Here is a 26,387-nt window from a genome sequence, read left to right as displayed (position 1 = left end):
TTGGCCAACGATAATGCTTAACCTTGCCTAGTTTAGTTAGCGGCCGGACTCTAAAAATACACGCCCTCTTATTTACGAACTGCCATCATCTACTTCACCCATCAACGATTAAACGGCGCGTCATGCGCCGCAGCTCCTTTCCAAAATGAAGACACCAAACAGAATCGGTACCCCGCTCTCCCCTTCCGCCACCAAAGTCATGTTGCTGGGCTCCGGCGAACTCGGCAAAGAAGTCATCATCTCGCTGCAACGACTGGGTGTTGAAGTGATTGCCGTCGACCGCTATCCGAACGCCCCCGGCCATCAGGTCGCGCATCGCTCGCATGTCATCAACATGGCCGACGGCGCGGCGCTGGAAGCGCTGATTGCGCAAGAGAAGCCTGATCTGGTGGTGCCGGAAATCGAAGCGATTGCCACCGAAACGCTGGTCGCGCTGGAAGCGGCCGGAAAGGTCACCGTGATCCCGACGGCGCGTGCCGCCTGGCTGACCATGAACCGCGAAGGCATCCGCCGCCTGGCCGGCGAGACGCTGGGGCTGGCAACTTCGCCTTACCGCTTCGCCAATAACCTGGATGAATTGAAAGCCGCCTGCTCGGCTATCGGTTTTCCGTGCGTGATCAAGCCGGTCATGTCGTCCTCCGGCAAAGGCCAGTCGAAACTCGACAGCGCCAGCGAAATAGAAGCTGCCTGGGCCTATGCCGCAGCCGGCGGCCGGGTTGATTCCGGACGCGTCATCGTTGAAGGTTTTATCGATTTCGATTATGAAATTACGCTGTTGACTGTCAGAGCGCTACAACAGGATGGCAGCATCGCCACCCATTTCTGCGAGCCGATCGGCCACGTCCAGGTGCAAGGCGATTACGTCGAATCCTGGCAGCCGCATCCAATGCATCCCGAAGCGCTGCTCAAGGCGCGCGATATCGCCAAGAAAGTCACCGACAACCTCGGCGGCCTGGGCTTGTTCGGCGTCGAGCTGTTCGTCAAGAACGAGATGGTCTGGTTCTCCGAAGTCAGCCCGCGCCCGCACGACACCGGCATGGTTACCATGGCCAGCCAGCAGCAAAATGAATTCGAGTTGCATGCCAAGGCCATCCTCGGCTTGCCGGTCAACGTTGCCCTGCGCAGTCCGGCGGCTTCGGCGGTTATCTACGGCCAGCACGACGCCAAGGGCATTGCCTTTGAAGGCGTGGCAGACGCGTTGCGGGTTCCAGGCGTGGATATTCGCCTGTTCGGCAAACCGGAGTCGTTCCAGCGCCGTCGCATGGGCGTCGCGCTGGCTACCGGCGACGACGTCGAGACCGCGCGCATACGCGCCAAGCAGGCTGCGGCCAAGGTCAAGCCGGTGATCGTCGATTAATCAGATACAAAGCAGCTGGCAACACAGCGGTACCGCAACAGAAGGTAGTAGAGACATCGCTCCGGACTCCGGTTCGGGGCGATCCAGATTAAAAGAACAAATAACCACACATTCACCATGAAATTCGATGTCGCCATTATCGGTAGCGGGCTGGCAGGCCTGTCGGTCGCGCTGCACCTCGCTGAAACCAACAAAGTTGCAGTCATCTCCAAACGCGCGCTGCTCGACGGCGCCAGCAACTGGGCCCAGGGCGGCATCGCCGCTGTGCTCGATTCCGGCGACAGCCACGAACAGCATATCAACGACACCCTGGTTGCAGGCGCCGGTTTATGCGACGAAAGCGCAACCCGCTTCATTGTTGAAAACGGCCGCGCCGCAATTGAATGGCTGATCGAACAAGGCGTACCCTTCACGCCTGACGCCAGCGCGGAACTGGGCTTTCACCTGACCCGCGAAGGCGGCCACAGCCAGCGGCGCATCATCCATGCCGCCGACGCCACCGGCCATGCGGTGCAAGCCACGTTGGAACAAAAGGTGCGCGCCCATCCCAACATCACGCTGCTGGAAGATCATTACGCAATCGACTTGATCACGTCGAAAAAGGTTGCCACTGGCGATAGCGCTCCCCGCTGCCTCGGCCTGTACGCAAAAAACGTCAAGACCGGCAAAGTGCTGACCCTGGCTGCCAACCATACGGTGCTGGCAACCGGCGGCGCCGGCAAGGTCTACCTGTACACCACCAATCCCGACAGCGCCACCGGCGACGGCATCGCCATGGCCTGGCGCGCCGGTTGCCGGGTAGCGAACATGGAATTCATCCAGTTCCATCCGACCTGCCTGTACCATCCCTATGCCAAGTCGTTCCTGATCACCGAAGCGATACGCGGCGAAGGTGGCGTACTCAAATTGCCGGATACAGAAGGTGCCGATGCCGGCCTGCGCTTCATGCCGGCACACGATGAACGGGCCGAACTCGCGCCGCGCGACGTGGTGGCGCGGGCGATCGACTTCGAGATGAAGAAACGCGGCCTCGACCATGTCGACCTCGACATCACGCACAAGTCGCCGGAATTCCTGAAAGAGCATTTCCCGACCATCTATGCCCGTTGCATGGAACTCGGCATCGACATCACCAAACAGGCGATTCCGGTGGTGCCTGCAGTCCATTTCACTTGTGGCGGCATCGTTACCGACCTCAACGGCCGCACCGACTTGCCTGGTTTGTACGCAGTCGGCGAAACCGCCTATACGGGTCTGCATGGCGCCAACCGCCTTGCCAGCAATTCGCTGCTGGAATGCGTTGTAGTCGGCCGTGCCACCGCTAAATTCATCGCGCAGCAAGAGAAGCCGAAAGCGATACCGCTGCCAGCCTGGGACGAAAGCCGCGTGACCGACGCCGACGAGGAAGTCGTGATTTCCCATAACTGGGATGAATTGCGGCGCTTCATGTGGAATTATGTTGGCATCGTGCGCACCAATAAACGCCTGGAGCGGGCTCAGCATCGGATCCGTTTGCTGAAAGAAGAGATCGACGAGTACTACGCCCACTTCCGCATCAGCCGCGATTTGCTGGAGTTACGCAACCTGGTGCAGGTGGCCTCGCTGATCGTAGAAAGCGCGCTGTCTCGCCATGAAAGTCGCGGGCTCCACTACAGCCAGGATTATCCAGAGACGCTGGCCAAGGCTTTGCCGAGCGTGCTGACACCGCCACAACGGCGTTAGGCGTCAGATGCGTTCACCGGCGCGCACGCGAATTGCGCGCCAAGAAACGGAGTGTTTGCTGCCGGCACCGGCACTACACTCCGTTTTCCAAGAAAAATAAAGAAATTTCATGACTTCAAAACTTTCCCCCGTCCTTCCTCGCTCCCTGGTAGCGCTCACATGGTCTAACCTGGCTGCACAATCGGCTGAGCAATTGAGCCTGGCGGCCGCACCGATCATGGCCGTACTGATGCTAGGCGCAGGGCCTGGCGAAATCGGCATGCTGGCGGCGGTGCAATCGTTGCCGTTTCTTCTGTTGTCGATTCCTTTCGGCTTGCTGGCTGACCGTACCTCGCGCCGCCGCCTGATGGTGGCCGCCGAAGCGCTACGCATGTTGGCCTTGCTTGGCGTGCTGGCCGCGATTCTCCTGAACCATCTGTCGATCGAATTGCTGGCGGTGCTAGGCTTCATCGGCGCCGTCGGCACGGTAGGTTTCAGTGTCGCCGCGCCTGCCCTGGTACCGGCGCTGGTAGAGCGCGAGAACCTTGCGAAAGCCAACGGCCGGCTGGAACTTGCACGCAGCGCCGCTTTTGCCGCCGGTCCGGCATTGGGTGGCGCGCTGACTTCCTGGGCCGGCGCCTCGGCCGCATTCGTGTTGGCTGCCATGCTCTCCGGATCGGCAGTGGTGTTGCTGCTGCAACTGCGTGAACCACAGCGCACGCCAGCGCCAGCCCGTCATCCCTTGCTCGAGTTACGCGATGGTGCACACCTGGTCTGGCGCGATAATTTGCTGCGGCCGATCCTGTTGACCGCCGTGGCCTGGAACATTTCCTGGTTTGTATTGCAGGCTGCCTATGTGCCTTACGCGGTGCGAAAGCTCGGACTCACTGCCGGCGAGGTCGGCATGACGCTTGGGGCATATGGCGTAGGCATGATGGTGGGCGCGCTGCTAACCTCGCACGTAGTAGCGCGGCTGCCGTTTGGGCGCGCGATCCAGCTCGGCCCGGTGATCTCGGTACTGGCTGCGCTCACGACGGTGGCGACACTCGCATTTCCGAGCGGCGTGTTGGCGGCCGTGGCTTTCTTTCTGTTCGGTGTCGGCCCGATTATCTGGGTTATCACCTCAACCACGTTGCGCCAGACGGTTACGCCCGGCGCCATGCTGGGACGGGTATCGGCGATTTTCCTCACCGTGAATACAGGAGCGCGTCCGATTGGCGCAGCGCTTGGCGGCCTGGTCGGCGCACGCTGGGGTGAATCGGCCTGCCTGGTGCTGGCGCTGGCAGGTTTCGTAGTGCAAGCGTGGATCATATTCGACTCCGAGGTGCGCGTGCTGCAACGCCTGCCGGCACCGCTCGCCTGAATGATAAAGATGGACGATAAAGATGGATGACAGACGCATGAGGTAGTGTCGCAATTCACACATCTCGGCTATGCTTGGAAATCAAAACCATAACGAGGAGACAAGATGAGTGCAGCGTCGCAGCAAGTCACATCCATCCCAACCCCGGCACAAAATAGCGCCAGGAAAGTAATCTTCGCCAGCTTCATCGGCACCGCTATTGAATTCTACGATTTCTATGTCTACGCGACTGCGGCGGCGCTGGTCATCGGCCCGATATTTTTCCCGCACGATTCACCGACCGCCCAGGCGCTGTCGGCATTTGTCACCTTTGGCATCGCGTTTATCGCACGGCCGATCGGGGCTTTTCTGTTCGGCCATTTCGGCGACCGGATCGGGCGTAAATCGACGCTGGTGATTTCATTGCTGGTGATGGGTATCTCCACCATGCTGATCGGCTTCTTGCCGGGGTACGACCGCATCGGCACACTGGCCCCTGTCCTGCTGTGCGTACTGCGCTTCGCCCAGGGTATCGGCCTTGGCGGCGAATGGGGTGGCGCGGCGTTACTCGCAACCGAATACGCACCTGCAGGAAAACGCGGCAGGTACGGCATGTTTCCGCAACTCGGCCCCTCGGTCGGTTTCCTGATGGCAAACGGCCTGTTCCTGGCGTTGGCGCTGAGCCTTTCGGATGAACAGTTCAAGAGCTGGGGCTGGCGCGTGCCGTTTATTTTCAGTGCAGCGCTGGTAGTGCTGGGACTGTATGTCCGGATGAAAATCGCAGAAACGCCGGTGTTTGCCGCGGCGCTGGAAAAGCGCGAGCCCGTCAAAGTGCCAGCTATCACCTTGTTCAAACATCACTGGCGGCCTGTAATGCTGGGTGCGGTCGCGATGATCGTCTGCTACACGCTGTTCTATATTGCCACCGTGTTTTCGCTGTCGTATGGCGTCACCACCTTGCATATCCCGCGGCAGGAATTCCTGGCGTTATTGTGCCTGGCAGTGGTGTTCATGGCGCTGGCGACACCGTTGTCGGCCATCGCCAGCGACCGCTTCGGCCGCCGGCCGGTACTGATAGCCGGCACCCTGGCGGCGATCGCGGCGGGCTTTACCATGCAACCGCTGTTTGGCAGCGGCAGTACGGTAGCGATTGCCTTGTTCCTGATCATTTTCCTGTTCTTGATGGGCGTCACATTCGCGCCGATGGGGGCGTTGCTGCCAGAGCTGTTTCCCACCAGCGTGCGCTATACCGGCGCCGGCGTCGCCTATAACATCGGCGGCATCCTCGGCGCATCGGTGGCGCCGTACATCGCACAATTGCTGGCACAACGCGGCGGCCTGGCTTATGTCGGCGCGTATGTATCGGTTGCCGCGACGCTGAGTCTGATTGCGGTGCTATGCATGCGCGAGACACGTCACGCCTATCTTCAGCAGGTGTAGCAGCAAATCCAACAACAGCACGACACATTTTTTAATTTGTATAACGGAGACAAAAATCGATGCAAACATCCATTTCCTTGAAAAAAAGCTTGCTCAATAGCCTGATTTTTCCGGCACTGGCATTGAGTGCCGGCCTGGCGCTGGCGGCGCCGGTGGCGCCGGTATATGAGCTGGCGCAAAAGGAAAAACCGGCAATGATGGATACCATGCGCGATCTGGTGAATATCGAATCGGGCAGCAAGGATCTTGAAGGCCTGGCAAAGATCGCCAGCCTGATTCGCGATCGCCTGACGCAACTGGGCGGCCAGGCTGAGTTGCTGGATGCCCCGGAAATTTATCGGATGGGCGACACACCGGAAAAGATCGGGCAAATCGTCCATGCGGTGTTCAAGGGTACTGGTAAGCGCAAGATCATGCTGATCGCCCACATGGATACGGTGTACCTGCGCGGCATGCTGAAGGATCAGCAATACCGGGTTGATGGCGATAAAGCCTACGGCCTCGGCATTGCCGACGACAAGCAAGGCGTCGCCACAATCTTGCATACCATCGCCATCCTGCAAAAAATCGGCTTCAAGGATTACGACACGTTGACCGTGTTGATTAACGGCGACGAAGAAATAAGCTCACCGGGTGGCCGCAGCTTGCATACCAAATTGGGCGCGGAGCAGGATGCCGTGTTTTCCTATGAAGGCGGTGGCGCCAAAGGCGAGTTGCGCTTGGCGACCAGCGGTATCGCGGCCGCCTATCTGACGGTTGACGGTAAATCTTCACACGCCGGAGCCGCGCCTGAAAAAGGCATCAACGCCTTGTATGAACTGTCGCATCAACTGTTACAGCTGAACTCCTTGTCACAACCTGAACGCGGCCTGAAATTGAACTGGACCGTGGCGCAAGCCGGCACCAACCGCAATGTGATTCCCGCCAGCGCCAGTGCGCAAGCCGATGCCCGCGCCTTGAAGATGAGCGACTTCGAGCAACTGCAAACCCAGTTGCAAGAGCGCATCAAGAATCAACTGATTCCGGATGCCAAAGTCCATCTGAAATTTGAAATGCGCCGGCCACCGCTGGAAACCAATGCTGCGTCGCGCGCGGTGTCGGCCCATGGCAAGGTGATATATCAGGAACTCGGTTTGCCGATGACGATAGTAGACGTGGCTAGCGGAGGCGGTACCGATGCCGCGTTCGCTGCGTTGAAATCGAAAGGTGCTGTGATCGAAGGAATGGGATTGACCGGTTATGGCGCGCATTCGAATGATGCGGAATATGTCCTGCTGAATACCATTGTTCCGCGCCTGTATTTATCGACACGGCTAATTATGGATTTTGCCCAGGGTAAAGCCCGGTAAAACAACGGATGCCCAGAGTCTGCTGCCGAATGACCTGGGCGTCCGAAAGTCTGGTAGGCGTTGCGTACCCAGCCGCAACAATCACGTACAACGCCCGCAACCGCATGCGGTAAATACCTAAATCGATACAAACCACGGACCGGAAACTTGATTCAGGCGCAGACCACGGCTACCATCGGAACATGGAAACCAGAATCACAAAACTTGAAGAATTTGCTGCCGAGGCGCGTGGTCGTATGACGCGAATCGAAACACGCCTGGATCATATGGCCACCAAAGAAGATGTGTCCAAACTTGAGTCCACTCTTCTAAGATGGTTTATCGTCACAGCCGTCTCCCTGACAGCCCTGGCGTTCACCGCAGCAAAACTTATTCACTGAGCTTGTCACTGGACGCATGCACAATCACCGGCATTGCGCACACGTCGAAGTACAACCAAATACAACCAGATACAACCGAGTAAATTTACTCAATAATCCGCAGTGAATAATCGGTGGCCCGGATATCCTTGGTCAGGCTGCCGATAGAAATCCGGTCGACGCCGGTTTCAGCAATCGCCCGCACCGTCTCCATGTTGATGCCACCGGAAGCTTCCAGCAGCGCCCTGCCGGCGGTCAGGTTGACTGCATCACGCATCGCATCGAGGCTGAAGTTATCCAGCAGAATCGATTTCGCGCCTGCGCGCAAAGCTTCATCCAGCTGCACCAGGCTTTCCACTTCAATCTGCACCGTAACGCCTGCATCCAGCTTGTCCGCTGCCTGCATGGCTGCTGCAATGCCGCCGGCCGCCGCGATATGATTTTCCTTGATCAGGATGCCATCGTACAAGGCCAGGCGCTGGTTATGTCCGCCGCCTACCCGTACCGCGTATTTTTGCGCCAGACGCAAGCCAGGCAAGGTTTTGCGCGTATCGAGAATATGTGCCTTGGTGTCGGCGATGGCGTTGACATAAATACGCGTTGCACTGGCCACGCCGGACAACAGCTGCAGGAAATTCAAGGCGCCGCGCTCAGCGGTCAGCAGCGCCCGGGCCGGTGCAGTTATCAGGCAAACCTGGCTGTCGGCGCTCATCAGGTCGCCTTCTGCATAAGACCAGTCGATATGAATGCGTGCATCGAGCTGCCGCATCACGGCTTCGAACCATGGCGCACCGCACAGCACTGCCTGTTCGCGCACGATCACGCGCGCCTTGACCATTTGTTGCTCGGGGACCAGCTTGCCGGTCAGGTCACCGCTACCGACATCTTCGGCAATCGCGGTGCGGATATTGTTATCGAACGCCGTTTGCAGCGCAGCATCAAACGGCGCAAAACGATTCTCTAAAGTGCTGGTGGAAGTACTCATGCGGGACCGATTCCTGAAAACAGTTTTTGTTCTTGCGCCAGATCGCTGGACGGGCGCACATTGGCTTTGCGTTGCGCTGCGAAATCCAGCATGCGATCGATGCAGACCACTGCCTTGCGGCCGATTTCAGCATCGACATGGATTTCATTGCTGCCGGATTCCAGCACGTCGGCCAGATTCTGCAAGCCGTTCATCGCCATCCACGGGCAATGCGCGCAGCTCTTGCAGGTGGCGCTGTTGCCGGCAGTCGGTGCGTCGATAAAGCGTTTGCCCGGAGCCGCCATTCTCATCTTGTGCAAAATGCCGTTGTCGGTGGCGACGATGAATTCGTCGGCGTCCAGGTTCTGGGCGGCGGCGATCAACTGCGTGGTGGAGCCGACTACGTCAGCTTGCGCCACCACCGCTTCCGGCGATTCCGGATGCACCAGGATCTTGGCGTTCGGATGCTGCTGGCGCAGCAATTCCAGCTCAACGCCCTTGAACTCGTCATGCACCAGACAGGAACCCTGCCACAACAACATGTCGGCGCCGGTCTGTTTCTGTATATAGCCGCCCAGATGCTTATCCGGCGCCCACAGGATTTTTTTACCCTGGGCATGCAAATGCGCCACGATGTCGAGCCCGATGGAGGACGTGACCATCCAGTCGGCACGCGCTTTGACGGCGGCGCTGGTATTGGCGTACACCACCACGGTGCGATCAGGATGGGCATCGCAAAAAGCGGAGAACTCATCAGCCGGGCAACCGAGGTCGAGCGAACAGGTCGCATCCAGGTCAGGCATCAGCACGCGCTTGTGCGGGCTCAGGATTTTTGAGGTTTCCCCCATGAACTTGACGCCGGCGACCACCAGTGTCTTAGCCGGATGATCGCGGCCAAAGCGCGCCATTTCCAGCGAATCGGAGACGCAGCCGCCGGTTTCTTCTGCCAGGTCCTGCAAATCGCCATCTACATAATAGTGGGCGACCAGTACCGCCTGCTGTTCTTTCAGCAAGCGTTTTATACGCTCCTTGAGCGCGATTTTCTGGTCTGGCGTGGGGGTATCGGGAACGCGGGCCCAGGCGTGGGCAGTACAGCTGGTACCTGAACTGGAACCTAAGCTGCTGCCTGGGTCCATTTGCGGCCGCTCGAATTCAACGGTTTTGATGGCGTGGGTTTGCATGGCGATGATAGGTAAATGCGTGGGTGAATACGTGGGTGAATGCGTGAGTCAGTGCGGCAATAGCGCAATCATACGACAGAAGGCGCAACAGCATATTTCGCCACAGTATCCGCGGACAGGAATTCTACCGCTATCTGTCAGGCCGCGCCTTAACATTACCGTATTGCAAGCTGGAATGAACTCCCGTACTATGATTTCACAATTATCACAAAAAACTGTGACTGAAAATCTGCCGGATCAAATCCTCACGCATTTTTTTGGATGCAATAAAAGAATACAGGGAGATCATGATTATTTTCGACAAAACCGAGCGCGGCCGTACAGAAATAGCAACACGCGGCCAAACCGTGGCGCCACGTCTGCGTACGCTGTTATTACTGGTCGACGGCAAGACCGGCAATGATGAATTATTAAGGAAAGTAGCGGGTCTGGGGCTGGGCCAGGAACATCTGGACGAGCTGCTGCAAGCCGGTCTGATCCAGGCTAGCGCTGATACCGCCAGCACCAACACCGCCACTGCCAGCAGTCCCGTCGTCAATAACATCGCTGCAGCCGAAGCGCCGGCGTCGAATAACATCCCGCCGCCCGCTATCGCACCCATGTCCGCTGAGCAAGTACTGCCGCCAGGACAAACCCAGTTTGAAGCGATTTATCATTTTTACAACGACACCATCAAGAGCATGATCGGTCTGCGCGGTTACGGCTTGCAGCTGAAAGTCGAACGCGCCGGCAGCGTCCAGGATTTCCGCGAATTGCGGCAGGTCTACCTGGAAGCAGTGCTGAAAGCCAAGGGCGAGGAAATTGCCCGTAGCCTGCGTGGCCGGCTGGATCAGTTGCTGTATCTGGGCGAACGGCAGTAACCATAGACAACGTAATGATTGGATATAAAAAAAGCGTGCCAGATAAATTCTGCCACGCTTTTTTTGGTTCTTCACGGATTCACGGCGCAGCAGTTTCTGCGCGCAACTCCAGCGATTTACTCGATACCCTGACTAGTCAGGTAATCCTCGTAAGAGCCCTGGAAGTCGACTATTTCGTTTTCCTTGACTTCCAAAATCCGGGTCGCCAGCGATGACACGAACTCCCGGTCATGCGACACGAAAATCAGGGTGCCGGCGTATTTCTCCAGCGCGATATTAAGCGATTCGATCGACTCCATGTCCATATGGTTGGTCGGCTCGTCCAGCAGCAGCACGTTATGGCGGCCCAGCATCAGCTTGCCGTACATCATGCGGCCCTTCTCGCCACCGGACAACACCTTGACCGATTTCTTGACGTCGTCGCCGCTGAACAGCAAACGGCCAAGGCTGGAACGCACGGCCTGGTCGTCGTCGCCTTCCTGGGTCCATCGTCCCATCCAGTCGGTGAGTGTCAGGTCGGTCGCGAAATCTTCGGTCGGATCTTGCGGCATGTAGCCGACATTAGCATTTTCCGCCCATTTCACCAGGCCGCTGTCTGCTGCCAGGCCGGCGATCTCGGTGCCGCCAATGCTGCGTAACAGCGTGGTTTTACCCGCGCCGTTGGCGCCGATGATGGCGATTTTCTCGCCAGCTTCAACCATAATGCTGAAATTCTTGAAGATCGGCCGGTCGTAAGTCTTGCTGATGCCCTGCACTTCGACTGCCAGCCGATGCAGCTTCTTCTCGCCGTCGAAACGCACGAACGGATTGGCGCGGCTGGATGGCTTGACATCCTCGACCTTGATTTTTTCAATTTGCTTGGCGCGCGAGGTAGCCTGGCGTGCCTTCGATTTGTTGGCGGCAAAGCGGCGCACGAAATCCTGCAACTCGGCGACCTTGTCCTTGGCCTTCGCATTCACCGACAACTGCTGCGCTCGTGCCTGCGACGATGCCAGCATGTAGTCGTCGTAATTGCCTGGATAAACCTTCAATGTGCCGTAGTCCATATCGGCCATGTGGGTACATACCTGGTTCAGGAAATGGCGATCATGGGAAATGATGATCATGGTTGAATTGCGCTGGTTCAGCACATCTTCCAGCCAGCGGATGGTGTTGATATCGAGGTTATTGGTCGGCTCGTCGAGCAACAGGATATCCGGATTCGAAAACAGTGCCTGCGCCAGCAAGACGCGCAGCTTCCAGCCTGGCGCGACGTTGCTCATCGGGCCTTGATGCTGATCGATCGAGACGCCCACGCCCAACAGCAGTTCGCCAGCGCGCGCTTCGGCGGTGTAGCCATCGTATTCGGCGAACCTGGCTTCCAGGTCGGCGGCCTTCATGTAGTCATCGTCGGTGGCTTCCGGATTGGCATAGATCGCATCGCGCTCGGCCATCGCTGCCCACATTTCAGTGTGGCCCATCATCACCACGTCGAGTACCCGCATTTCTTCAAACGCAAACTGATCCTGACGCAATTTACCCAGGCGCTCGTGCTGATCCAGCATCACGTTGCCGGCCGAAGACTCCAGATCGCCGCCCAGGATCTTCATGAACGTCGACTTGCCGCAGCCGTTCGCGCCGATCAGGCCGTAACGGTTGCCGTCGCCGAATTTGACGGAAATGTTTTCAAACAGCGGCTTAGGGCCGAACTGCATCGTGATATTTGCGGTGGAAAGCATCTTAAACTGGTTCTTTTCTTAATTGAATCATAGGGTTAGACAATGAGGCGGCATTATACAGTATCCGCAATTGTGCACTGTGGACCACCGTAAAAACAACGACTTACCGCTCTGTTTCCCATGAATCCGACACCATACAGGGCCAGGATGATGCGATTTCCAACGTCTGTCAGCACACGCCAATGCCCGTGCGAATTAATTATAGACTTTAGTTCAATATTAAATTAATCTAGACTCAAGTCTATAATTTTAAAACCCTGCACGCGTCATCCGCGCTGCCCGTCCTGCTACGGCACATTTCTTGGTCTACTTGTATCCGGCATGAAACAACAAGCATTATCAAACCAATAAGTCTCTATCTGCATGAGCACTACGGTCGAGGCTTTATCACAATGAAAAGCGCGCAATGGACAATTTCGATTACATCGTGATCGGCGCCGGCTCGGCTGGCTGTGTGTTGGCAGGCCGGTTATCAGAAAACAGCAAGATCAACGTCTTGCTCCTGGAAGCTGGCGCTCGCGACAACAACATACTGATCGACATGCCCGCCGGCTGGGGCAAAACCCAGGAACCCGAACATCCGTTCAACTGGTCATACAACACGCAGGCAGAACCCGGCCTGGGCGGCAGGCACATTGCGCTGCCGCGTGGCAGAGTATTGGGTGGCAGCTCGGCGATCAACGGCTTGCTGTACCTGCGTGGCCAGCGCGAGGATTACGACGACTGGGCAGCTGGCGGCGCAAATGGCTGGGGTTGGGATGAAGTCGAACCTTATTTCCTGCGCGCCGAAAACAACGCGAATATCAGGAATGACTTGCATGGCAGCGACGGTCCGCTCGCGGTATCCAACCTGGTCGACCCGACGCCGCTCAGCAAAATATTGATTACCGCTGCGGAACAGGCGGGCATCCCCCGCAATCCAGACTTCAACGGTACCCGGCAAGAAGGCGTCGGTTTGTATCAGGCCACGCTGTCAGGCGCCAAACGCTGCTCGTCCGCGCACGCCTATCTGAAACCGGCACTGTCGCGCCCCAACCTTTGTATCCGGACCGATTCCAGCGTCTCCCGCATCCTGTTCGAGGGCAGGCGCGCCGTCGGCGTTGAATACTTCGTCGCAGGACAGCCCAAGACCGTACGGGCCGGCACCGAAGTGCTTTTGACGGCTGGCGCGATCGGCAGCCCGCATCTGCTGATGCTGTCCGGCATAGGTCCGGCAGACGAACTGGCGGCGCATGGCATCGCGCCTCTCTGTGATGCGCACGAAGTGGGACGCAACCTGCAAGACCATCTGGTGATACCGCTGATGTGGCAACTAAAAGCCGGGCAAAGTTCGATGAACCAGCGTTTAAGCGGCTTGCGGGCAATCAAGGAAGTGTTTTCCTACCTCGTCAACAAACGCGGCGCGATGACCATGCCGGCGGCCGAAGTCGGCATTTTCTGCAAAAGCAACCCTGCGCTTGCGCGCCCGGACTTGCAGTTCCACGTCTTGCCCTTGTCCGGCGAGCTGGACAGCAAGAAAAAAGCACTGCATCGATTTCCCGGCTTTACGCTGGCGCCCAACGTCTGCCGCCCGACTTCGCGCGGCAGGCTCATGCTCGCCTCCGGTGATCCACGAGACAAGATAAAGATATCTTTCAATTACCTTACCAGCGATTACGACATCGACACCACGCTGAGCGGCATCGCATGGGCACGGCGCATTGCCGCCGCGCCAGCGCTGGCTGCGATTACCGAACGCGAGCTCTATCCCGGCCCCGGCGTTAACCAGCGCGATGAACTCATCTCCTTTGCGCGCCAGGTCGGCACCACCGGGCACCATCCGGTATCCACCTGTCGCATGGGATCAGATGCGCGATCGGTTGTGGATTGCGAACTCCGGGTACGCGGCGTGGAAGGTTTGCGCGTCATCGATGCATCAGTGATGCCATCTTTAATCTCTGCCAATACGAACGCCGCCGCCGTCATGATCGGCGAGCGCGCCGTGGATTTCATCCGCAAAGCAAGAAAATCCGGCATGCCGTCAGTCAGTCTTGCGAACAGTAACGCTTACCAAACATCTTAATAGAGGAAAAAGCTATCGTGGACGCACAAAATATTTCCTCTCGTCTCGCAGCCTGGATCGAGCACCGCTATCCAGGGAGTGACCCGAAACTCATCAACGTAAAGCCACCGTCACAAGGTTATTCCAACGAAACCTGGCTGCTCGATCTGCAGTGGATCAAGCAGGGGCGCGCGGAAACCGTTCCGCTGGTGCTGCGCATCGCGCCGGAAAACAGCGCCATTTTCCAGCACTACGACCTGTCGTTGCAATACCGCGTGATGGACGCATTAGCGAATTCGGACGTGCCGGTGCCGGCATTATTCGGTTACGAGGACGACATCTCAGTGATCGGCAGGCCTTTTTTTCTGATGCTCCGCATTGACGGCCGGGTCCCTGACGAGGACCCGCTTTACCATATGAGCGGCTGGCTGCACGACCTGCATGGAGAGGAGCAAGCGGCACACTGGTTGCGCGGAGTGGAGATGACGGCAACCATCGCAAAACTTGACTGGCGTGCGTCTGAACTGGATTTCCTTGCGCCGCCGGTAGGCACGGCATTGGACGCAAACCTTGCAGAGCTGGCCGATTTTCTTGCATGGACCGAGTCGCTGGCCCGCCCCTATCCACTGCTGCACAGGGCGCTTGAATATCTGCAAACCCATCGCCCCCCGGTGTACGCTGAAGTGCTGGTGTGGGGTGATGCGAAACTCGGAAACTGCTTGTATGCTGCAGGCGACATCGTTGCAGTACTCGACTGGGAATGCGCCCACATCGGTCATCCACTGGAAGATCTGGCATGGTGGATCGTGCTCGACCGCTCGTTGTGCGATGGCTACAACGTAGCACGCCTGGCGAATCTGCCGTCACGCGAGGCCAGCATCGCCCGCTGGCAAGCCGTCAGCGGCATGCCTGTTACCGATTTACCCTATTTTGAGCTGATGGCGGCCTTACGCCTGGCGATTATCATGGCACGGGTGGGCAAACTGTTTACCGAACGCGGCCGGGTTACGGCAGATGCAGAAATGGATATCAACAACGGCGGCGCAGCGATACTTGCATTATTAATGAACGAACAAGACATCACCTGTAACGCTGCATGTTGACACATGCCGGCGACCATCCGATGCCGGCACCCGTCTCACTTTTCATGGTCGCTATTGCTGCGGACTGCCGCGTGGCGTCAAACGGCGAAACAACTCGATCAGCGCCGACCAGAATACTATGCCAACGATCAACGCCAACAGGTGCGCACCGAAGCGTTGCTCCGACTGCACCGCCGGAATACAGCCGATGGTCAGGAACAGGAAGGCCACTTCATTGATGAACGTGCCGAAGCGTCCCATCACCTGCAACAGCACAACCACGAAGATCAATGCCAGAAATACGGAAAAACCGACCATGTTGCCCAGCATCGCCGGCAACCAGATCAGCAGCCCGCTCAGCGCAAAGCCGAACAGCGTTCCGCACACAGTGGGTAGCCAGCTTTCCGGACGGGCTTGTTTGACGGATGCGTAGTACCAGAGAAACAGAAAACAGATCCAGCTGTCGCTGATACCGAATAGCGCCAGGAATAACAGAAACAGACACACCACCGCGAGCAATCCCACGTTAATCAACAGCGCTTTACCTAGTCCCGGGCTTACAGTTTGTTCCATGCGGATTCCTCCTTGTTATATGCCAGACTGTACGCAGCCCTGGCAAGATCTCAATCGTCCAAGCGGACTATTTGCAGGCCATAGCGAGGTTTCGCAGAAAATGGCACAAAACAGCGCAAATAGCGTCCTTTTCCTCCGATGATGTGCCGTGGCAGGCAAGGCCTCTACCAGATCGACGGAAAACTGGTTTACCATTACAACCGGCTCCCCGGATAATGTCGTATATGGACGGCATAGACATCGGCAAGGACACCGAAACACCCCTTGGCGGCGATTATCGTGTACCGTTCGCCTTTACTGGAATGTTTCAAAATTTCAAGGTAATACGTTATGTCAATGGTGCTACATGCATGAAGATCCTCCGGTAATTTCCCGCCGAGAGCGTAACAAGATCAATACCACTACGCGGTTGCTCGATGCCGCGCGTACACTCTTTGCAGAAAAAGGCGTTGCCGGCACCACGATAGAGGACATCGCGGAAACTGCCGACGTCGCACGCGCCACGTTCTTTAATTATTTTCAAAACAAAAGTGCGGTTCTTCAGGCCCTCTGGGCAGACCAGATGGCGCGCTTCAACCTCGTGATCGATCAGCAACTGAGCCAGGACACACCGACAATCGAACGACTCCGGAATATATTCCACGCTTTCGTGCTTGGAACCATACGGCAGCCGAACTATCTCCGGAACGTGATTGGAGAGCTGGAACAGGACTGGGGCACACCTGAGATCAGCAAAGGCCGGCTGGATGCGCTTCACGCGGCGCTGGCCCGGCTGATTGAGGCGGGCGTCGCCCAAGGCGATGTCCGCACGGACTATTCATCAGACTTTCTTGCCCAGATGATTTCTGCCGCCTACCTTTCCGTCCAGCGTAACTGGCGCCTGGATCTAACCTACGATCTGGCAACGAGCTGCGACGAGGCGACGCGATTCCTGGCCGCTGCCATCGCACCGCAAAAACCGACTCGCGCGCCTGCTGCCGCAAAGGCGACGCCAGCGTCGCCAGCAAAAAAGCCGGTAAAAAAACAGTAGGAAAATAGTGGAACACCATAGAAAGCAGGTAGCAGGGGTAACTCACGTTTTACCATTACGCGTATTTACCACGGCCAGCTCCGGCCACTCGCCATGCACCCAGGTTTGGCAATTGCCCCAACCGGTGGCCTCCGTCGCACTATCCTGCACTACGATCATGCAATCGCGGAACTGATTCAGGCGTGTCGTACTTTCAGGAGTGCGGCAATCGGCGAAATATTCACCGTCCAGATGCTGCCTGCCGCACCATTGCCCAACGTATTGGCCGTCAAAGCCGTGATAGAGGCCGCCTCCGAGGTGAAAGCCTGTATCCGAAATGGCGCGCGCCGTGAGAATCCGGCTGCTGCCATCTTCCAGCGTCAGATGAAATTCGCCATGCAGCATGCGCCGGTTGCCGGGATCAAAGACCAGTCGCGGCGAGTTGGATCGCACCGCCTCCCGGCGTCCGTCCTGATATTCGAAATGGCCCTGCATCAGTTCATGGCTGAACCCCGGCCCGGCATAGCGCAGCAGATACTGGTGGAACGCATAACTGCTGCCATCCTTCGCCTGGAACAAAAGTGGATTCCATACTGCGAGCACCCTCATACCCTCGCTGTCCATCAATTCCGGCGCCATGTCCGATAACGGCGCACCGACTCCGGGACGCACTCCCCACGAATGATCCCGCGTCATCACCCAGTCCTGGTGATTAACCTCCCGGCGCTCTCCGTTGACCTCTATCCAGCCGCTGGCGACGCCGATCTGGTGATAGCGGATCTGATCGGCGGTGCGACGGAAGCCATTGTTGCTGCGGCGGTCTTCGCGCGCTTCCGTAAAACATGGCACGACACCCTCTAGCAGAAGATCAAATGCAATCGGTTGCACCGCATTTTTCTCCAGCCTTACGCGGACCTTTTTCAGCGGCGCAATGATCTCGTAGCGAATCGGCCCGGTGCTGACACCTTCCAGGTCGATGTCGAGTGCACGACTGGCCCGTACATTCCATTGCTCGCAACCACGCGATACGCCGGCGTAGGCGTCAACCACATTGCGGTTCACATATTTACCGAAGCCGAATCCGATTTGCAGGGAACCGTCGCGCGCGCCTACCATTCCGCATACTTTTTCCGCCCATGACGGATCGGTATGCAAAACCGATGCGTGTGTTTCGACAATCTGGTGGTTGAAATGCTCGTCTGCGCCAACGAGGGGTCCGATGCTTCCGCCTTGCATATGAATCCTTTCCATTTTAATTACAACATTTACCAAAGCACGCTGTGCGAGTAATGCATACGCGTGTCGGCTATCCCGCATCTCCGATACGATAGCGGATCGGTAACGATTTGTACCCGCCGGTGAAATTCGATTCGATCGGTCTCGCCTCGCCAGCCAGTTCAATGGATTCCAACCGTGGCAACAGCTTGGCAAAAAAAGTGCGGATCTCCGCAAGTGCGATCTGGCGGCCAAGGCACGCGTGCCCTCCCCAACCGAAGCCGACATGCGCCTGGGCTGCGCGCTCGATGTCAAACCGGTAGGCGTCGGCGAACGCCACGTCGTCGCGATTGGCGGATGGAAAGAGCATGGCCAGCGAGTCGCCCGCCTTGATCTCAACACCGCCCAGCACACAGTCCTGCGTTGCCGTACGCATGAAATGCCGGATCGGCGACACCCAGCGCACGATCTCGTCGGCACCGGTCCGCAGCACTCCCGGGCTGCGTTTCACTTTCTCCAGCTCCGCCGGATTTTGAATGAATGCCAGTAAGCCACCAGCAATCGAAGCCGCCGTAGTTTCGTGCCCGGCCGTCGAGATCAGCAAGTAGTAAGAGATCGCCTCAAGCGCACCGATCGCCTCGTCATGCACCATGGCGTTGGCAATCACACTGGTGAGATCCTCACGGGGTGCTGCACGACGCTCCGCCAGAATTCTGCCAAAGTAGGCCGCAACATCAGCCATCACATCCACACCGCCCTGGTCCGAACGCGCCAATTCCGGATCGCCCGTCGACAAAAGTTCCTGTGTCATTTTCAGAATGAACGGAGCATCCTCGTCAGGCATTCCCAGAATCGATAGAATCACCGTCAACGGCAATTGCGAGGCGATTCTGGTCGAAAAATCGATCTCGCCACCGGCATCGATCATTTCCTGGATATAGCGATCTGCCAGCACATCTATGCGCTTTTGCAACTGGATCACGCCCGGCCCCATGAACCAGCGCTGCGTAATACTCCGGTAAGTCTTGTGCTCCGGGCCATCCATATCGAGCAAGATACGCACCGCGTAGCGCCGACCGCCATACTGCTTTTCGGTCAGGGCTTCGATATTTTTTGGCACCATCGTCAAACGCGGCTCGTTGATGAAGAGTTCGTTCTGCTGCATCACCTCTTTAATGTCCGCTATCCGCGTCACCGCCCAAAATGGGCGATAGGGCTCGCGATCGACCCACGATACAGGTGCGTTGACTCGCAAATACCTCAAGTCGTCGTGGACTTGCGCTTCGTTGCGCCATGCCTTGTGGCTTGTGACGTCGATATGGCCCGGCATTACTATGCGCGTCATTCTTTTCTCCTAAACAGGTTGTCGATCAGGCGCTACAGTCTGGCGTTGCGGGTCTCGGCGTCCTTTGTACTCAAAGTTGACCGTAACAGCCACGCACCAGCTTGCCAGGAAGCGCCTCGGTAGGAACGCCATCGCGATAGGTCAGTTGCCCGGACACCAGCGTCGCACGATAGCCCTGTGCGCCCTGCAGGAAGCGCCGCCCTCCCGCCGGCAAGTCGTACGCCATATAGGGACGGTCGATCGCCAGCGCATCGAAATCGATCAAATTCAGATCCGCCTTCATGCCCGGCGCCACCGTCCCGCGATCGGAAAAAGCGTAAAGCGCAGCAGGTCGCTGAGTCAGCATCTGTATCCCCTGCTCCACGGTAAATACTTTGCGTCGACGCACCCATTCCGTCAGTAAAAAGGTGGTGGCGCTGCCATCGCAAATGGTGCTGACATGCGCGCCGCCATCACCCAGAGCGGGTACTGTCCAGCTGTTTTTCAACATGGATTCAATCGCTTCGGCGTTGCCATCGCTATAGTTGGCCAGCGGCAGATAGACGAGGGACGAACCACGATTCTCCAGGAAGAAGTCATATAGCCATGTGAGTGGATCGCATCCCGCTGTCATTGCCATTGCGGCGACAGATGACGACGCATCCGGCAAATAATTCGGTTGATCCGCCACCGGGAACATGCGATTGAACGCATTGCCGTAGTACTGCATGAACAGGTTCGGCCTATAGTCGGCTTGCCCCAGAATCGCGGCACGCACCTCGGGTCGCGCCAGTTCGGCGATACGCTGCGCCAGCGGCAGCGCGGCCACGGCCGCATACGCCGAACGGCTGGAAAATGGATTCATGGAGGTATCAAAACCCAGCAGCACGCCGACCGGCCGGCAAATCACCTGGCCGGTAATGCGCTCACCGGCGGCATTGGCCTCGGCAATCATCTCCAGCAATTCCTCATGGAAACGTGGCTTGTGATCGTGCTGAAGGACCGTCACCGTCCCCGCCTGCCCCGAATCCCGGCAAACTTTGCGAAGAATGTCAAACTCGGCACGCGCATCGTCAAAATCGGAAATCATCTGAAACACGGCCCCTGTCGCCCCTTTCAAGGTGTGGCCGAGTCCGGTCAACTCTGCTGCGGCAGCCTCGAACATCGGGGTATATTCACCGCTTGTGTCGCGATGCGCCAGGGTGCGCGATGTCGACAAGCCGACCGCTCCTGCTCTCAGGCCATTGCGCACGAGAATCTGCATTTGCGCCAGATCGCTCGCATTGGCAGCCTCGCGCCGCACGGCGCGCTGGCCCATGACATACACCCGTAGCGGCCCGTGCGGCAGCAATGCGGCAATATCGATGTCGCGCCGACGTCGTTCCAGCGCATCAAGATATTGAGGAAAACTCTCCCAATCCCAACGCAGGCCTTCGTGCAGCGCGGCGCCCGGAATATCTTCCACTCCTTCCATCAAGCTGATGAGCGTATCGCGATCGGATGGACGGCAGGGCGCGAAACCGACGCCGCAATTGCCTATCACCGCCGTCGTAACCCCTTGCTGGGAAGTCGGCCACATGCGCTCATCCCATGTAGCCTGGCCATCGAAATGGGTATGAACATCAACAAATCCGGGCGTGACGAGCAGGCCGCGCGCATCGATTTCTTCCTTACCGCGGCCCAGATTTTTTTCTACCGCGACAATGCGCGTCCCTTCAATCGCCACGTCGGCCTCGCGCATGGCTTGTCCAGTACCATCAACCACTGTTCCACCGCGAATAACCAGATCATATTTTGGAGACATCATCGTCCTCATTTGCAAGTAGCGGTGCGCAACCATTGCGCATACCGATATTCAAGGAATCGCTGCACCGGTCCGACTGTCAGGTTGCAGCGCAAGGATCGGGGTACATCCCACGCATGCTGCGCGCCCGGCACCTCCGCATATAGAACCTCTTGTGCACTCACTTTGCGCAGCTTTTGGACAAACCAGCGCACTTCCTCAACCGGAATCAAACTATCGTGTGACCCATGCAGCACCATGAATGGCGGAGCATCGGCGTTTATCTGACTGGCCGGGTCCATCGTTTGCCACTGATCAGGCGCGGATTCTCTTGTGGCTTGCATGACTTTGTCCGCAAGAAAGCGGGCGAAAGTCAAATCGGTTGCAGTCTGTCCCATCAGGTCGTACTTGCCATAAAACGGCACAGCGACTTGCACCTGCGTATCCGCCGACTCAAAGCCAGGCTGCCAGTCTGGATTGTTCGGTGTGAGTGCCGCCAAGGCGCAGAGATGGCCGCCAGCCGATCCTCCTGTGATGGCGATGAATCCAGGTTCTCCACCGTATTCCGCAGCATGCTCGCGGGCCCAGGCGATAACGCGCTTGGTATCAATCAAATGTTCGGGCATCCGCACATCAGGACTGAGACGATAATTCGCATCGATCACCAGCCAGCCATTTTGTGCAAGGTGCATTAGCAGCGGCATGCCTTGCGTGCCTTTATCACCGAATATCCAGGCCCCGCCGTGAAAATTGATGAGTATCGGCATCGGTTTGGCCGGCATGGCAACTGGTTTAAGTACGTCTAATTTCTGCAATGCGTGACCATCTTTGACGTAGGCCAGGTTGCGTAACCACTGCACCTCAGGCAAGGCGTAGTGAAATGGCCGCAGCCAGCCCGAGGTGGCAGGTATTGCCCGCAACAGCGCTTTGCGTTCGGCCGCGATGTGCGATGCGTAGTCTGATCCCAAACCTTGCATTAATACTTTTTCAAGTAGCTCACCGGTTCCGCGGGCGCGCCACAGCGCCAGCAGCAGTCCCATTGAAGCAAGCAAATGCAAGCCCAAACCAAACCGCCCAATCATATGGCGGTTCGCGCCAAGTAGCGCCGCGCCAGATGCCAATGCCAGTGCACCGAGAAAAAGCCATGGCGCCAACTCGCTTCCCATCGCAGAAAAGCCGGTATACCACGCAGACCGCCGATCCAGGCTACCGCGCCGCGCGAAGATGGAACAGCAAGCAAAGCACATCCCCAACAGGCCAAAAAGCAGGCTTATCCATGCAACGATCAGATCCATCGACTTGCCTTTCAGTATTTCCCGAGCTTCATTTACTCGACATAAAACCCTAGCTATCCATGGGTGCCAGAGCAGCACGGCCAAGGACCAAATCCGCGCCTTTATCGCCAATCACAACGGTGGTTGCATTGGTATTACCGGAAATAATATTCGGCATCACCGATGCATCAATCACGCGTAGACGTTCGACTCCGCGCACACGCAAATCAGGTGTGACCACGGCGAACGGATCGTCCAAGCGTCCCATGCGGCAGGTGCCCACGGCGTGATGTCCGGTGGTGATCGTGGGCGCTAGCCATTCCAGCAATTCTGCGTCAGTGTGAAGCGCCGGTCCGGGCCGCGTCTCTGCCGCCACCAACTTTGCCAGCGCCGGTTGCTCCACCATGCGACGCAGGAAACGCAGGCTATATAAAAGTGCCTTGCGGTCGCGTTCGTCGTCCAGATAGTTCATGCGCAGCGCAGGATGCACTCTTGCATCAGAAGCTTTAAGCTGAATCGAACCGCGTGACCAGGGACGTATTTGATTTGGCGCCAGGGTAAAGCCTGGGATCGACTCCGGTTTTGGAGATTGCCCCAGGTTCACGGTTTGTTCGGTGGCGCCAGTCACTGGCAGACCGAAGACCTGAATATCGTTGTAATTCAATGCCGGGTCGCTACGAAAGTAACAACCGAACTCCGATGCTGCACTCGTCATCGCCCCGCCACGTGTGAACAGGTAACGCAGCATCGAGCCGGCCAGGCCAATCCCGCGGAACGCCGCGTTCATGCCGGGCACTTCCGGCCGCAGGCGCCAGGTCATGGGAGCAATGACATGGTCTTGCAGGTTTTGCCCGACCCCGGGCAGATCCGCCGCCACCGCAATACCGTGCTCTTGCAGATGTGCCGCCGGTCCGATACCAGACAACATCAATAATTGCGGAGAATGGATGGCGCCGGCACACAGCAATACTTCACGTCGCGCTTTTGCCAGTTGTTCGCTGCCATCCGGCAGGCGGTATTTGACACCGGTTGCCGTGCGTCCGGATAAAGTAATGCACTGCACCGTGGCCTGGGTCAGGACCGTCAGGTTTGTCCGTGACATCGCAGGGTCGATGGCATTGCGGGCGATGGATGAGCGCCGTCCGTCGAGCACGTTAACCTGGTAGATTCCGGCACCTCCGGCATTGCCGTCGTTGAAGTCATCCACCCGCTCCAGCCCTGCCTGCACGGCAGCTTCTATCATGGCATCCGTAATCGGATCGGTGTTTTTCTGATTGGCCGCAATCAACGGGCCGCCGCGGCCATGCAAGTTGTTATCGAGATGTTGCTGGCCCTCGGTGCGAATAAAGTGCGGCAGCAATTCCGGCCAACTCCAGCCGGCGGCGCCGGCACTGACCCAGTCGGCGTAATCCTGGCGGTGGCCGCGCACATACAGCAAACCGTTGATTGAGGACGAGCCACCCAGCATTTTTCCGCGTGGGATCTTCATGCGACGGCCGCCAGCCCAGCGTTCAGGTTCTGTTTCATGCCCCCAGGAATAGCGCTTATCGAAGGCCATCCGTCCCCAGCCGGCAGGCATGTCGACTAACAATTGACGATGAGAGCCACCAGCCTCTATTAACAGTACCGTGTGCTCGCCGCTCGCGCTGAGGCGCGCCGCCAAGGTTCCACCTGCCGATCCGGAGCCAATGACGATGTAATCAAATTCCTGGTTCAAAAGAATATCTCTTTCATTTTTATGTCATTCGTCTGGAGCGGGCTGAACATGAAAAGGCCGCCGTCGCGCTTCTATTGATATTCGACTTGAACCTACCGGAGTCGGCCCTTCACGCTGCCGCCTTGGCACGCACCATACCGCGATCCAGTTCTTCATAAAGGTGGTAACTGTATTCATCACAGTCGATCTGAATGGTATGGCTCTCCGAAGCTATGAACTGTGCCTTGAGCGTTTCCTGGTCGGCCTTCAGTTCGGCTTCCATCCGCGCAACCGATGGCAGTTGGTAGCGCCCGGTGATGTACTGCGCCAGATAGTGCGACTGTAATTCGGCAATCGGCATCATCGAGCACTTTGGTTGAACCAAAGCAAGGAACATCAGATTCCTGTAGCGCGGGTCGAAGATCCGCCGCCATAGCGCAATGTTGTTGCCCGGCGCGCTGATCAGCTTTGTATCCAGGAACGGGAAGCTGATGCGGTAGCCCGAACAATGCACGATCGCATCGACAGCTTCGATGCTGCCGTCTTCAAACCGGACCCGATCACCCATCATCTCGACGATGTTGCCCTTCGGCGTGATATCGCCATGAATCAGGCGCGCGTGAATGTCTTGCGACACCGTGCCATGACGCGCAACGAAACGATCCTTCGGCGGCTTCAGCCCAACGCGCCGCGGATCTCCGGCCACCGAACGCACTATATATTCGGACAAGACGTTAGAGAGCGAAAGGCGCCAGGCACGTGGAATCCAGCGCCTCCGGAAACGCTCCCAGCCGCCGGGGCGCTTCATCGGATGACGGATGAATTTATCCTGGGGCATATTGCCGAGCACTTTCGGGGTAATCCACACCCCCGAGCGCTGCGACAGGAATACCTTGACCGGTCCACTACTGGCGCGGGCTGCCTGGCCCAGTTCACAGGCGATATCCATGGCCGAGTTACCGGAACCAACGACGACCACCCGTTTCCCTCGGAAATCATAGGGCGATGTGGAATCTACATAGTGATGCGCATGCAACTGCGCACCATCGAACTGACCCGGGAACTTGGCCATGCGCACATCCCAGTGGTGCCCGTTCGCCACCACCAGCCAACGATAGTTGCGCTTCTCCTCTCCCGCAGGACCACGCAGATGTATATCCCAACTGCCATCTGCGCAACGCTCGACCTGCAATACCTCGGTATTGAACCGGATATGCGGCCGCACATCGAAGTGATCTGCGTAATCGTCGAAATACCGGACAATCTCGCTGTGGCTAGGAAATTCGGCCATGTGCTCCGGCATCGGATAGTCGGACAATTCCATGACCCGTTTCGAGGTATTGATATGAAGTGAGCGATAGCAACCGCCAACCTCATTATCGTTTTCAAAACGCCATAGCCCACCCAGGCCGCTGCCTTTTTCAAAGCAGTCCACCGCAATCCCTTGCTGCCGGAATACTTTGGTGCAGACAACGCCGCTGGTGCCGGCGCCGATGATCGCGACGCCCTCAGATCGAATCGAATTTTTCATGATGACAAGTCCTGTTCAGGCATGTTGTTTTCCTCCTCGGTGGTCCCTGGAAATCGAAAAGCGGTGAAATAAGCTCAGTCCCTACGCCGGAACGACCGGCCGCCGCAGCATCACTACGTTATTGAAAAAGCTCAGCACAACCTGGTCATGCTGGTTGCGCAATTCGAAGCGCGTAACTATTACACCTCGTTCGGGACGGTGGTCTTCCTTACGCTCCAGATGCGTGACTTGCGCACGCAGAATGTCGCCGACCACGGCAGGACGATGAAAACGGACTTGATCCCAGCCACGCGCGGCAATCGATGAAGTTTCTTCGTGCGGGATGGTATGGCTAAGCCGGATGATGATCGACAGCAGGTGGACGCCGGCGGCAAACAACTGCCCGATGGGAGTGCGGGCGGCAACGGCTTCGTCGATATGCGGCGGAAAAGGATCCCATTGACCCGCGAATTCCTTGATCGCCTGCGCCGTCAACGTGAATGTTTCGGCAGATTCTTCCATCTTGCCGAGTTCCATGTCTTCCCAATATCGGATACTTGTTGTCATGAGCCCTCCTCAGGCACGGGGTAATCGCTATGGCGCGCAACA

The 26,387-nt window shown here is 57.5% G+C and carries 21 protein-coding genes; 10 read left to right on the top strand and 11 right to left on the bottom strand.

The genetic code is table 11. From position 1 onward, the window contains the following. Positions 1 to 145 precede the first annotated feature (145 nt). From purT to BM029_RS04730, 6 genes are all read left to right on the top strand, one after another. The gene (purT, locus tag BM029_RS04755; protein ID WP_092433109.1) at positions 146 to 1,357 is read left to right on the top strand and encodes a formate-dependent phosphoribosylglycinamide formyltransferase; all 1,212 of its coding nucleotides are present in this window, start codon (positions 146 to 148) and stop codon (positions 1,355 to 1,357) included. A gap of 117 nt (positions 1,358 to 1,474) precedes the next feature. Continuing rightward, the gene (nadB, locus tag BM029_RS04750; protein ID WP_092433105.1) at positions 1,475 to 3,079 is read left to right on the top strand and encodes an L-aspartate oxidase; all 1,605 of its coding nucleotides are present in this window, start codon (positions 1,475 to 1,477) and stop codon (positions 3,077 to 3,079) included. A 109-nt stretch (positions 3,080 to 3,188) separates the two neighbouring features. Then, positions 3,189 to 4,421 (top strand): MFS transporter, encoded by a 1,233-nt coding sequence (locus BM029_RS04745; protein WP_092433102.1) that lies wholly within the window; start codon positions 3,189 to 3,191, stop codon positions 4,419 to 4,421. A 105-nt stretch (positions 4,422 to 4,526) separates the two neighbouring features. Then, positions 4,527 to 5,840, top strand: coding sequence for an MFS transporter (locus BM029_RS04740; RefSeq protein WP_092433101.1), 1,314 nt, complete (start codon positions 4,527 to 4,529; stop codon positions 5,838 to 5,840). A 59-nt stretch (positions 5,841 to 5,899) separates the two neighbouring features. Beyond that, positions 5,900 to 7,189, top strand: coding sequence for a M20/M25/M40 family metallo-hydrolase (locus BM029_RS04735; protein WP_092433099.1), 1,290 nt, complete (start codon positions 5,900 to 5,902; stop codon positions 7,187 to 7,189). A 182-nt stretch (positions 7,190 to 7,371) separates the two neighbouring features. Then, a complete protein-coding gene (locus BM029_RS04730; protein ID WP_092433097.1) occupies positions 7,372 to 7,569 on the top strand; it encodes a hypothetical protein in 198 nt (65 codons plus the stop codon). Positions 7,570 to 7,654: 85 nt separating this feature from the next. Here BM029_RS04730 and nadC read toward each other — a convergent pair whose 3' ends face one another. Then, a complete protein-coding gene (gene nadC, locus BM029_RS04725; RefSeq protein WP_092433096.1) occupies positions 7,655 to 8,533 on the bottom strand; it encodes a carboxylating nicotinate-nucleotide diphosphorylase in 879 nt (292 codons plus the stop codon). Next, entirely contained in the window at positions 8,530 to 9,693 is a 1,164-nt protein-coding gene (gene nadA, locus BM029_RS04720) for a quinolinate synthase NadA (RefSeq protein ID WP_092433094.1), read from the bottom strand. The genes nadC and nadA overlap by 4 nt, the downstream gene beginning before the upstream one ends. A 287-nt stretch (positions 9,694 to 9,980) precedes the next feature. Here nadA and BM029_RS04715 point away from each other — a divergent pair, with 287 nt between their 5' ends. Continuing rightward, a complete protein-coding gene (locus BM029_RS04715) occupies positions 9,981 to 10,553 on the top strand; it encodes a hypothetical protein (RefSeq protein WP_092433093.1) in 573 nt (190 codons plus the stop codon). Positions 10,554 to 10,669: 116 nt separating this feature from the next. Here BM029_RS04715 and BM029_RS04710 read toward each other — a convergent pair whose 3' ends face one another. Next, positions 10,670 to 12,271 carry an ABC-F family ATPase gene (locus tag BM029_RS04710; protein ID WP_092433091.1) on the bottom strand — a complete coding sequence of 534 codons (1,602 nt, stop codon included), beginning with the start codon at positions 12,269 to 12,271 and terminating at the stop codon, positions 10,670 to 10,672. 406 nt (positions 12,272 to 12,677) lie between these two features. Here BM029_RS04710 and BM029_RS04705 point away from each other — a divergent pair, with 406 nt between their 5' ends. Next, on the top strand, positions 12,678 to 14,333 hold the full coding sequence (locus tag BM029_RS04705) for a GMC family oxidoreductase (RefSeq protein WP_092433090.1): 1,656 nt from the start codon (positions 12,678 to 12,680) through the stop codon (positions 14,331 to 14,333). A 17-nt stretch (positions 14,334 to 14,350) separates the two neighbouring features. Further along, a complete protein-coding gene (locus BM029_RS04700; protein WP_211482437.1) occupies positions 14,351 to 15,415 on the top strand; it encodes a phosphotransferase family protein in 1,065 nt (354 codons plus the stop codon). 51 nt (positions 15,416 to 15,466) lie between these two features. Here the strand turns inward: BM029_RS04700 and BM029_RS04695 are convergent, their stop codons facing one another. Continuing rightward, positions 15,467 to 15,967, bottom strand: coding sequence for a hypothetical protein (locus BM029_RS04695; RefSeq protein WP_092433087.1), 501 nt, complete (start codon positions 15,965 to 15,967; stop codon positions 15,467 to 15,469). 346 nt (positions 15,968 to 16,313) lie between these two features. Between BM029_RS04695 and BM029_RS04690 the strand changes: the two genes are divergently transcribed. Then, positions 16,314 to 16,997 (top strand): TetR/AcrR family transcriptional regulator, encoded by a 684-nt coding sequence (locus tag BM029_RS04690; RefSeq protein WP_092433085.1) that lies wholly within the window; start codon positions 16,314 to 16,316, stop codon positions 16,995 to 16,997. Between the two features lie 42 nt (positions 16,998 to 17,039). Here the strand turns inward: BM029_RS04690 and BM029_RS04685 are convergent, their stop codons facing one another. The 7 genes from BM029_RS04685 to BM029_RS04655 all read right to left on the bottom strand — a co-directional run bounded on the left by BM029_RS04685 (position 17,040) and on the right by BM029_RS04655 (position 26,345). Continuing rightward, positions 17,040 to 18,212, bottom strand: coding sequence for an Rv3169 family protein (locus BM029_RS04685; protein ID WP_092433084.1), 1,173 nt, complete (start codon positions 18,210 to 18,212; stop codon positions 17,040 to 17,042). A gap of 70 nt (positions 18,213 to 18,282) precedes the next feature. Further along, positions 18,283 to 19,536 carry a cytochrome P450 gene (locus tag BM029_RS04680; RefSeq protein WP_092433083.1) on the bottom strand — a complete coding sequence of 418 codons (1,254 nt, stop codon included), beginning with the start codon at positions 19,534 to 19,536 and terminating at the stop codon, positions 18,283 to 18,285. Positions 19,537 to 19,606: 70 nt separating this feature from the next. After that, entirely contained in the window at positions 19,607 to 21,322 is a 1,716-nt protein-coding gene (locus BM029_RS04675; RefSeq protein ID WP_244544909.1) for an N-acyl-D-amino-acid deacylase family protein, read from the bottom strand. Between the two features lie 5 nt (positions 21,323 to 21,327). Next, positions 21,328 to 22,671 carry an alpha/beta hydrolase gene (locus BM029_RS04670; protein WP_244544912.1) on the bottom strand — a complete coding sequence of 448 codons (1,344 nt, stop codon included), beginning with the start codon at positions 22,669 to 22,671 and terminating at the stop codon, positions 21,328 to 21,330. After that, positions 22,643 to 24,289: a GMC family oxidoreductase gene (locus BM029_RS04665; protein ID WP_211482436.1), complete on the bottom strand. Its 1,647-nt coding sequence runs from the start codon at positions 24,287 to 24,289 to the stop codon at positions 22,643 to 22,645. Before BM029_RS04665 ends, BM029_RS04670 begins: the two co-directional genes overlap by 29 nt. Before the next feature lie 109 nt (positions 24,290 to 24,398). After that, positions 24,399 to 25,799 (bottom strand): flavin-containing monooxygenase, encoded by a 1,401-nt coding sequence (locus BM029_RS04660; RefSeq protein WP_092433078.1) that lies wholly within the window; start codon positions 25,797 to 25,799, stop codon positions 24,399 to 24,401. 81 nt (positions 25,800 to 25,880) lie between these two features. Further along, positions 25,881 to 26,345, bottom strand: a complete 465-nt coding sequence (locus BM029_RS04655; RefSeq protein ID WP_211482435.1) for a MaoC/PaaZ C-terminal domain-containing protein — start codon at positions 26,343 to 26,345, stop codon at positions 25,881 to 25,883. Positions 26,346 to 26,387: the final 42 nt, after the last annotated feature.

The organism is Collimonas sp. OK607, from assembly GCF_900111995.1.
In the GTDB taxonomy this organism is placed as follows: Bacteria; Pseudomonadota; Gammaproteobacteria; order Burkholderiales; family Burkholderiaceae_D; genus Collimonas.
This window is presented reverse-complemented; position numbering and strand designations above follow the sequence as displayed.

Coding starts and splice junctions, on each gene's coding strand:
- BM029_RS04740 (WP_092433101.1), top strand. CDS start 4,527: ATGAGTGCAGCGTCGCAGCAAGTCACATCCATCCCAACCCCGGCACAA.
- BM029_RS04745 (WP_092433102.1), top strand. CDS start 3,189: ATGACTTCAAAACTTTCCCCCGTCCTTCCTCGCTCCCTGGTAGCGCTC.
- BM029_RS04735 (WP_092433099.1), top strand. CDS start 5,900: ATGCAAACATCCATTTCCTTGAAAAAAAGCTTGCTCAATAGCCTGATT.
- BM029_RS04705 (WP_092433090.1), top strand. CDS start 12,678: ATGGACAATTTCGATTACATCGTGATCGGCGCCGGCTCGGCTGGCTGT.
- nadC (WP_092433096.1), bottom strand. CDS start 8,533: ATGAGTACTTCCACCAGCACTTTAGAGAATCGTTTTGCGCCGTTTGAT.
- BM029_RS04680 (WP_092433083.1), bottom strand. CDS start 19,536: ATGACGCGCATAGTAATGCCGGGCCATATCGACGTCACAAGCCACAAG.
- BM029_RS04685 (WP_092433084.1), bottom strand. CDS start 18,212: ATGCAAGGCGGAAGCATCGGACCCCTCGTTGGCGCAGACGAGCATTTC.
- BM029_RS04690 (WP_092433085.1), top strand. CDS start 16,314: ATGCATGAAGATCCTCCGGTAATTTCCCGCCGAGAGCGTAACAAGATC.
- nadB (WP_092433105.1), top strand. CDS start 1,475: ATGAAATTCGATGTCGCCATTATCGGTAGCGGGCTGGCAGGCCTGTCG.
- purT (WP_092433109.1), top strand. CDS start 146: ATGAAGACACCAAACAGAATCGGTACCCCGCTCTCCCCTTCCGCCACC.
- BM029_RS04710 (WP_092433091.1), bottom strand. CDS start 12,271: ATGCTTTCCACCGCAAATATCACGATGCAGTTCGGCCCTAAGCCGCTG.
- BM029_RS04660 (WP_092433078.1), bottom strand. CDS start 25,799: ATGAAAAATTCGATTCGATCTGAGGGCGTCGCGATCATCGGCGCCGGC.
- BM029_RS04655 (WP_211482435.1), bottom strand. CDS start 26,345: ATGACAACAAGTATCCGATATTGGGAAGACATGGAACTCGGCAAGATG.
- BM029_RS04715 (WP_092433093.1), top strand. CDS start 9,981: ATGATTATTTTCGACAAAACCGAGCGCGGCCGTACAGAAATAGCAACA.
- BM029_RS04730 (WP_092433097.1), top strand. CDS start 7,372: ATGGAAACCAGAATCACAAAACTTGAAGAATTTGCTGCCGAGGCGCGT.
- nadA (WP_092433094.1), bottom strand. CDS start 9,693: ATGCAAACCCACGCCATCAAAACCGTTGAATTCGAGCGGCCGCAAATG.
- BM029_RS04695 (WP_092433087.1), bottom strand. CDS start 15,967: ATGGAACAAACTGTAAGCCCGGGACTAGGTAAAGCGCTGTTGATTAAC.
- BM029_RS04675 (WP_244544909.1), bottom strand. CDS start 21,322: ATGATGTCTCCAAAATATGATCTGGTTATTCGCGGTGGAACAGTGGTT.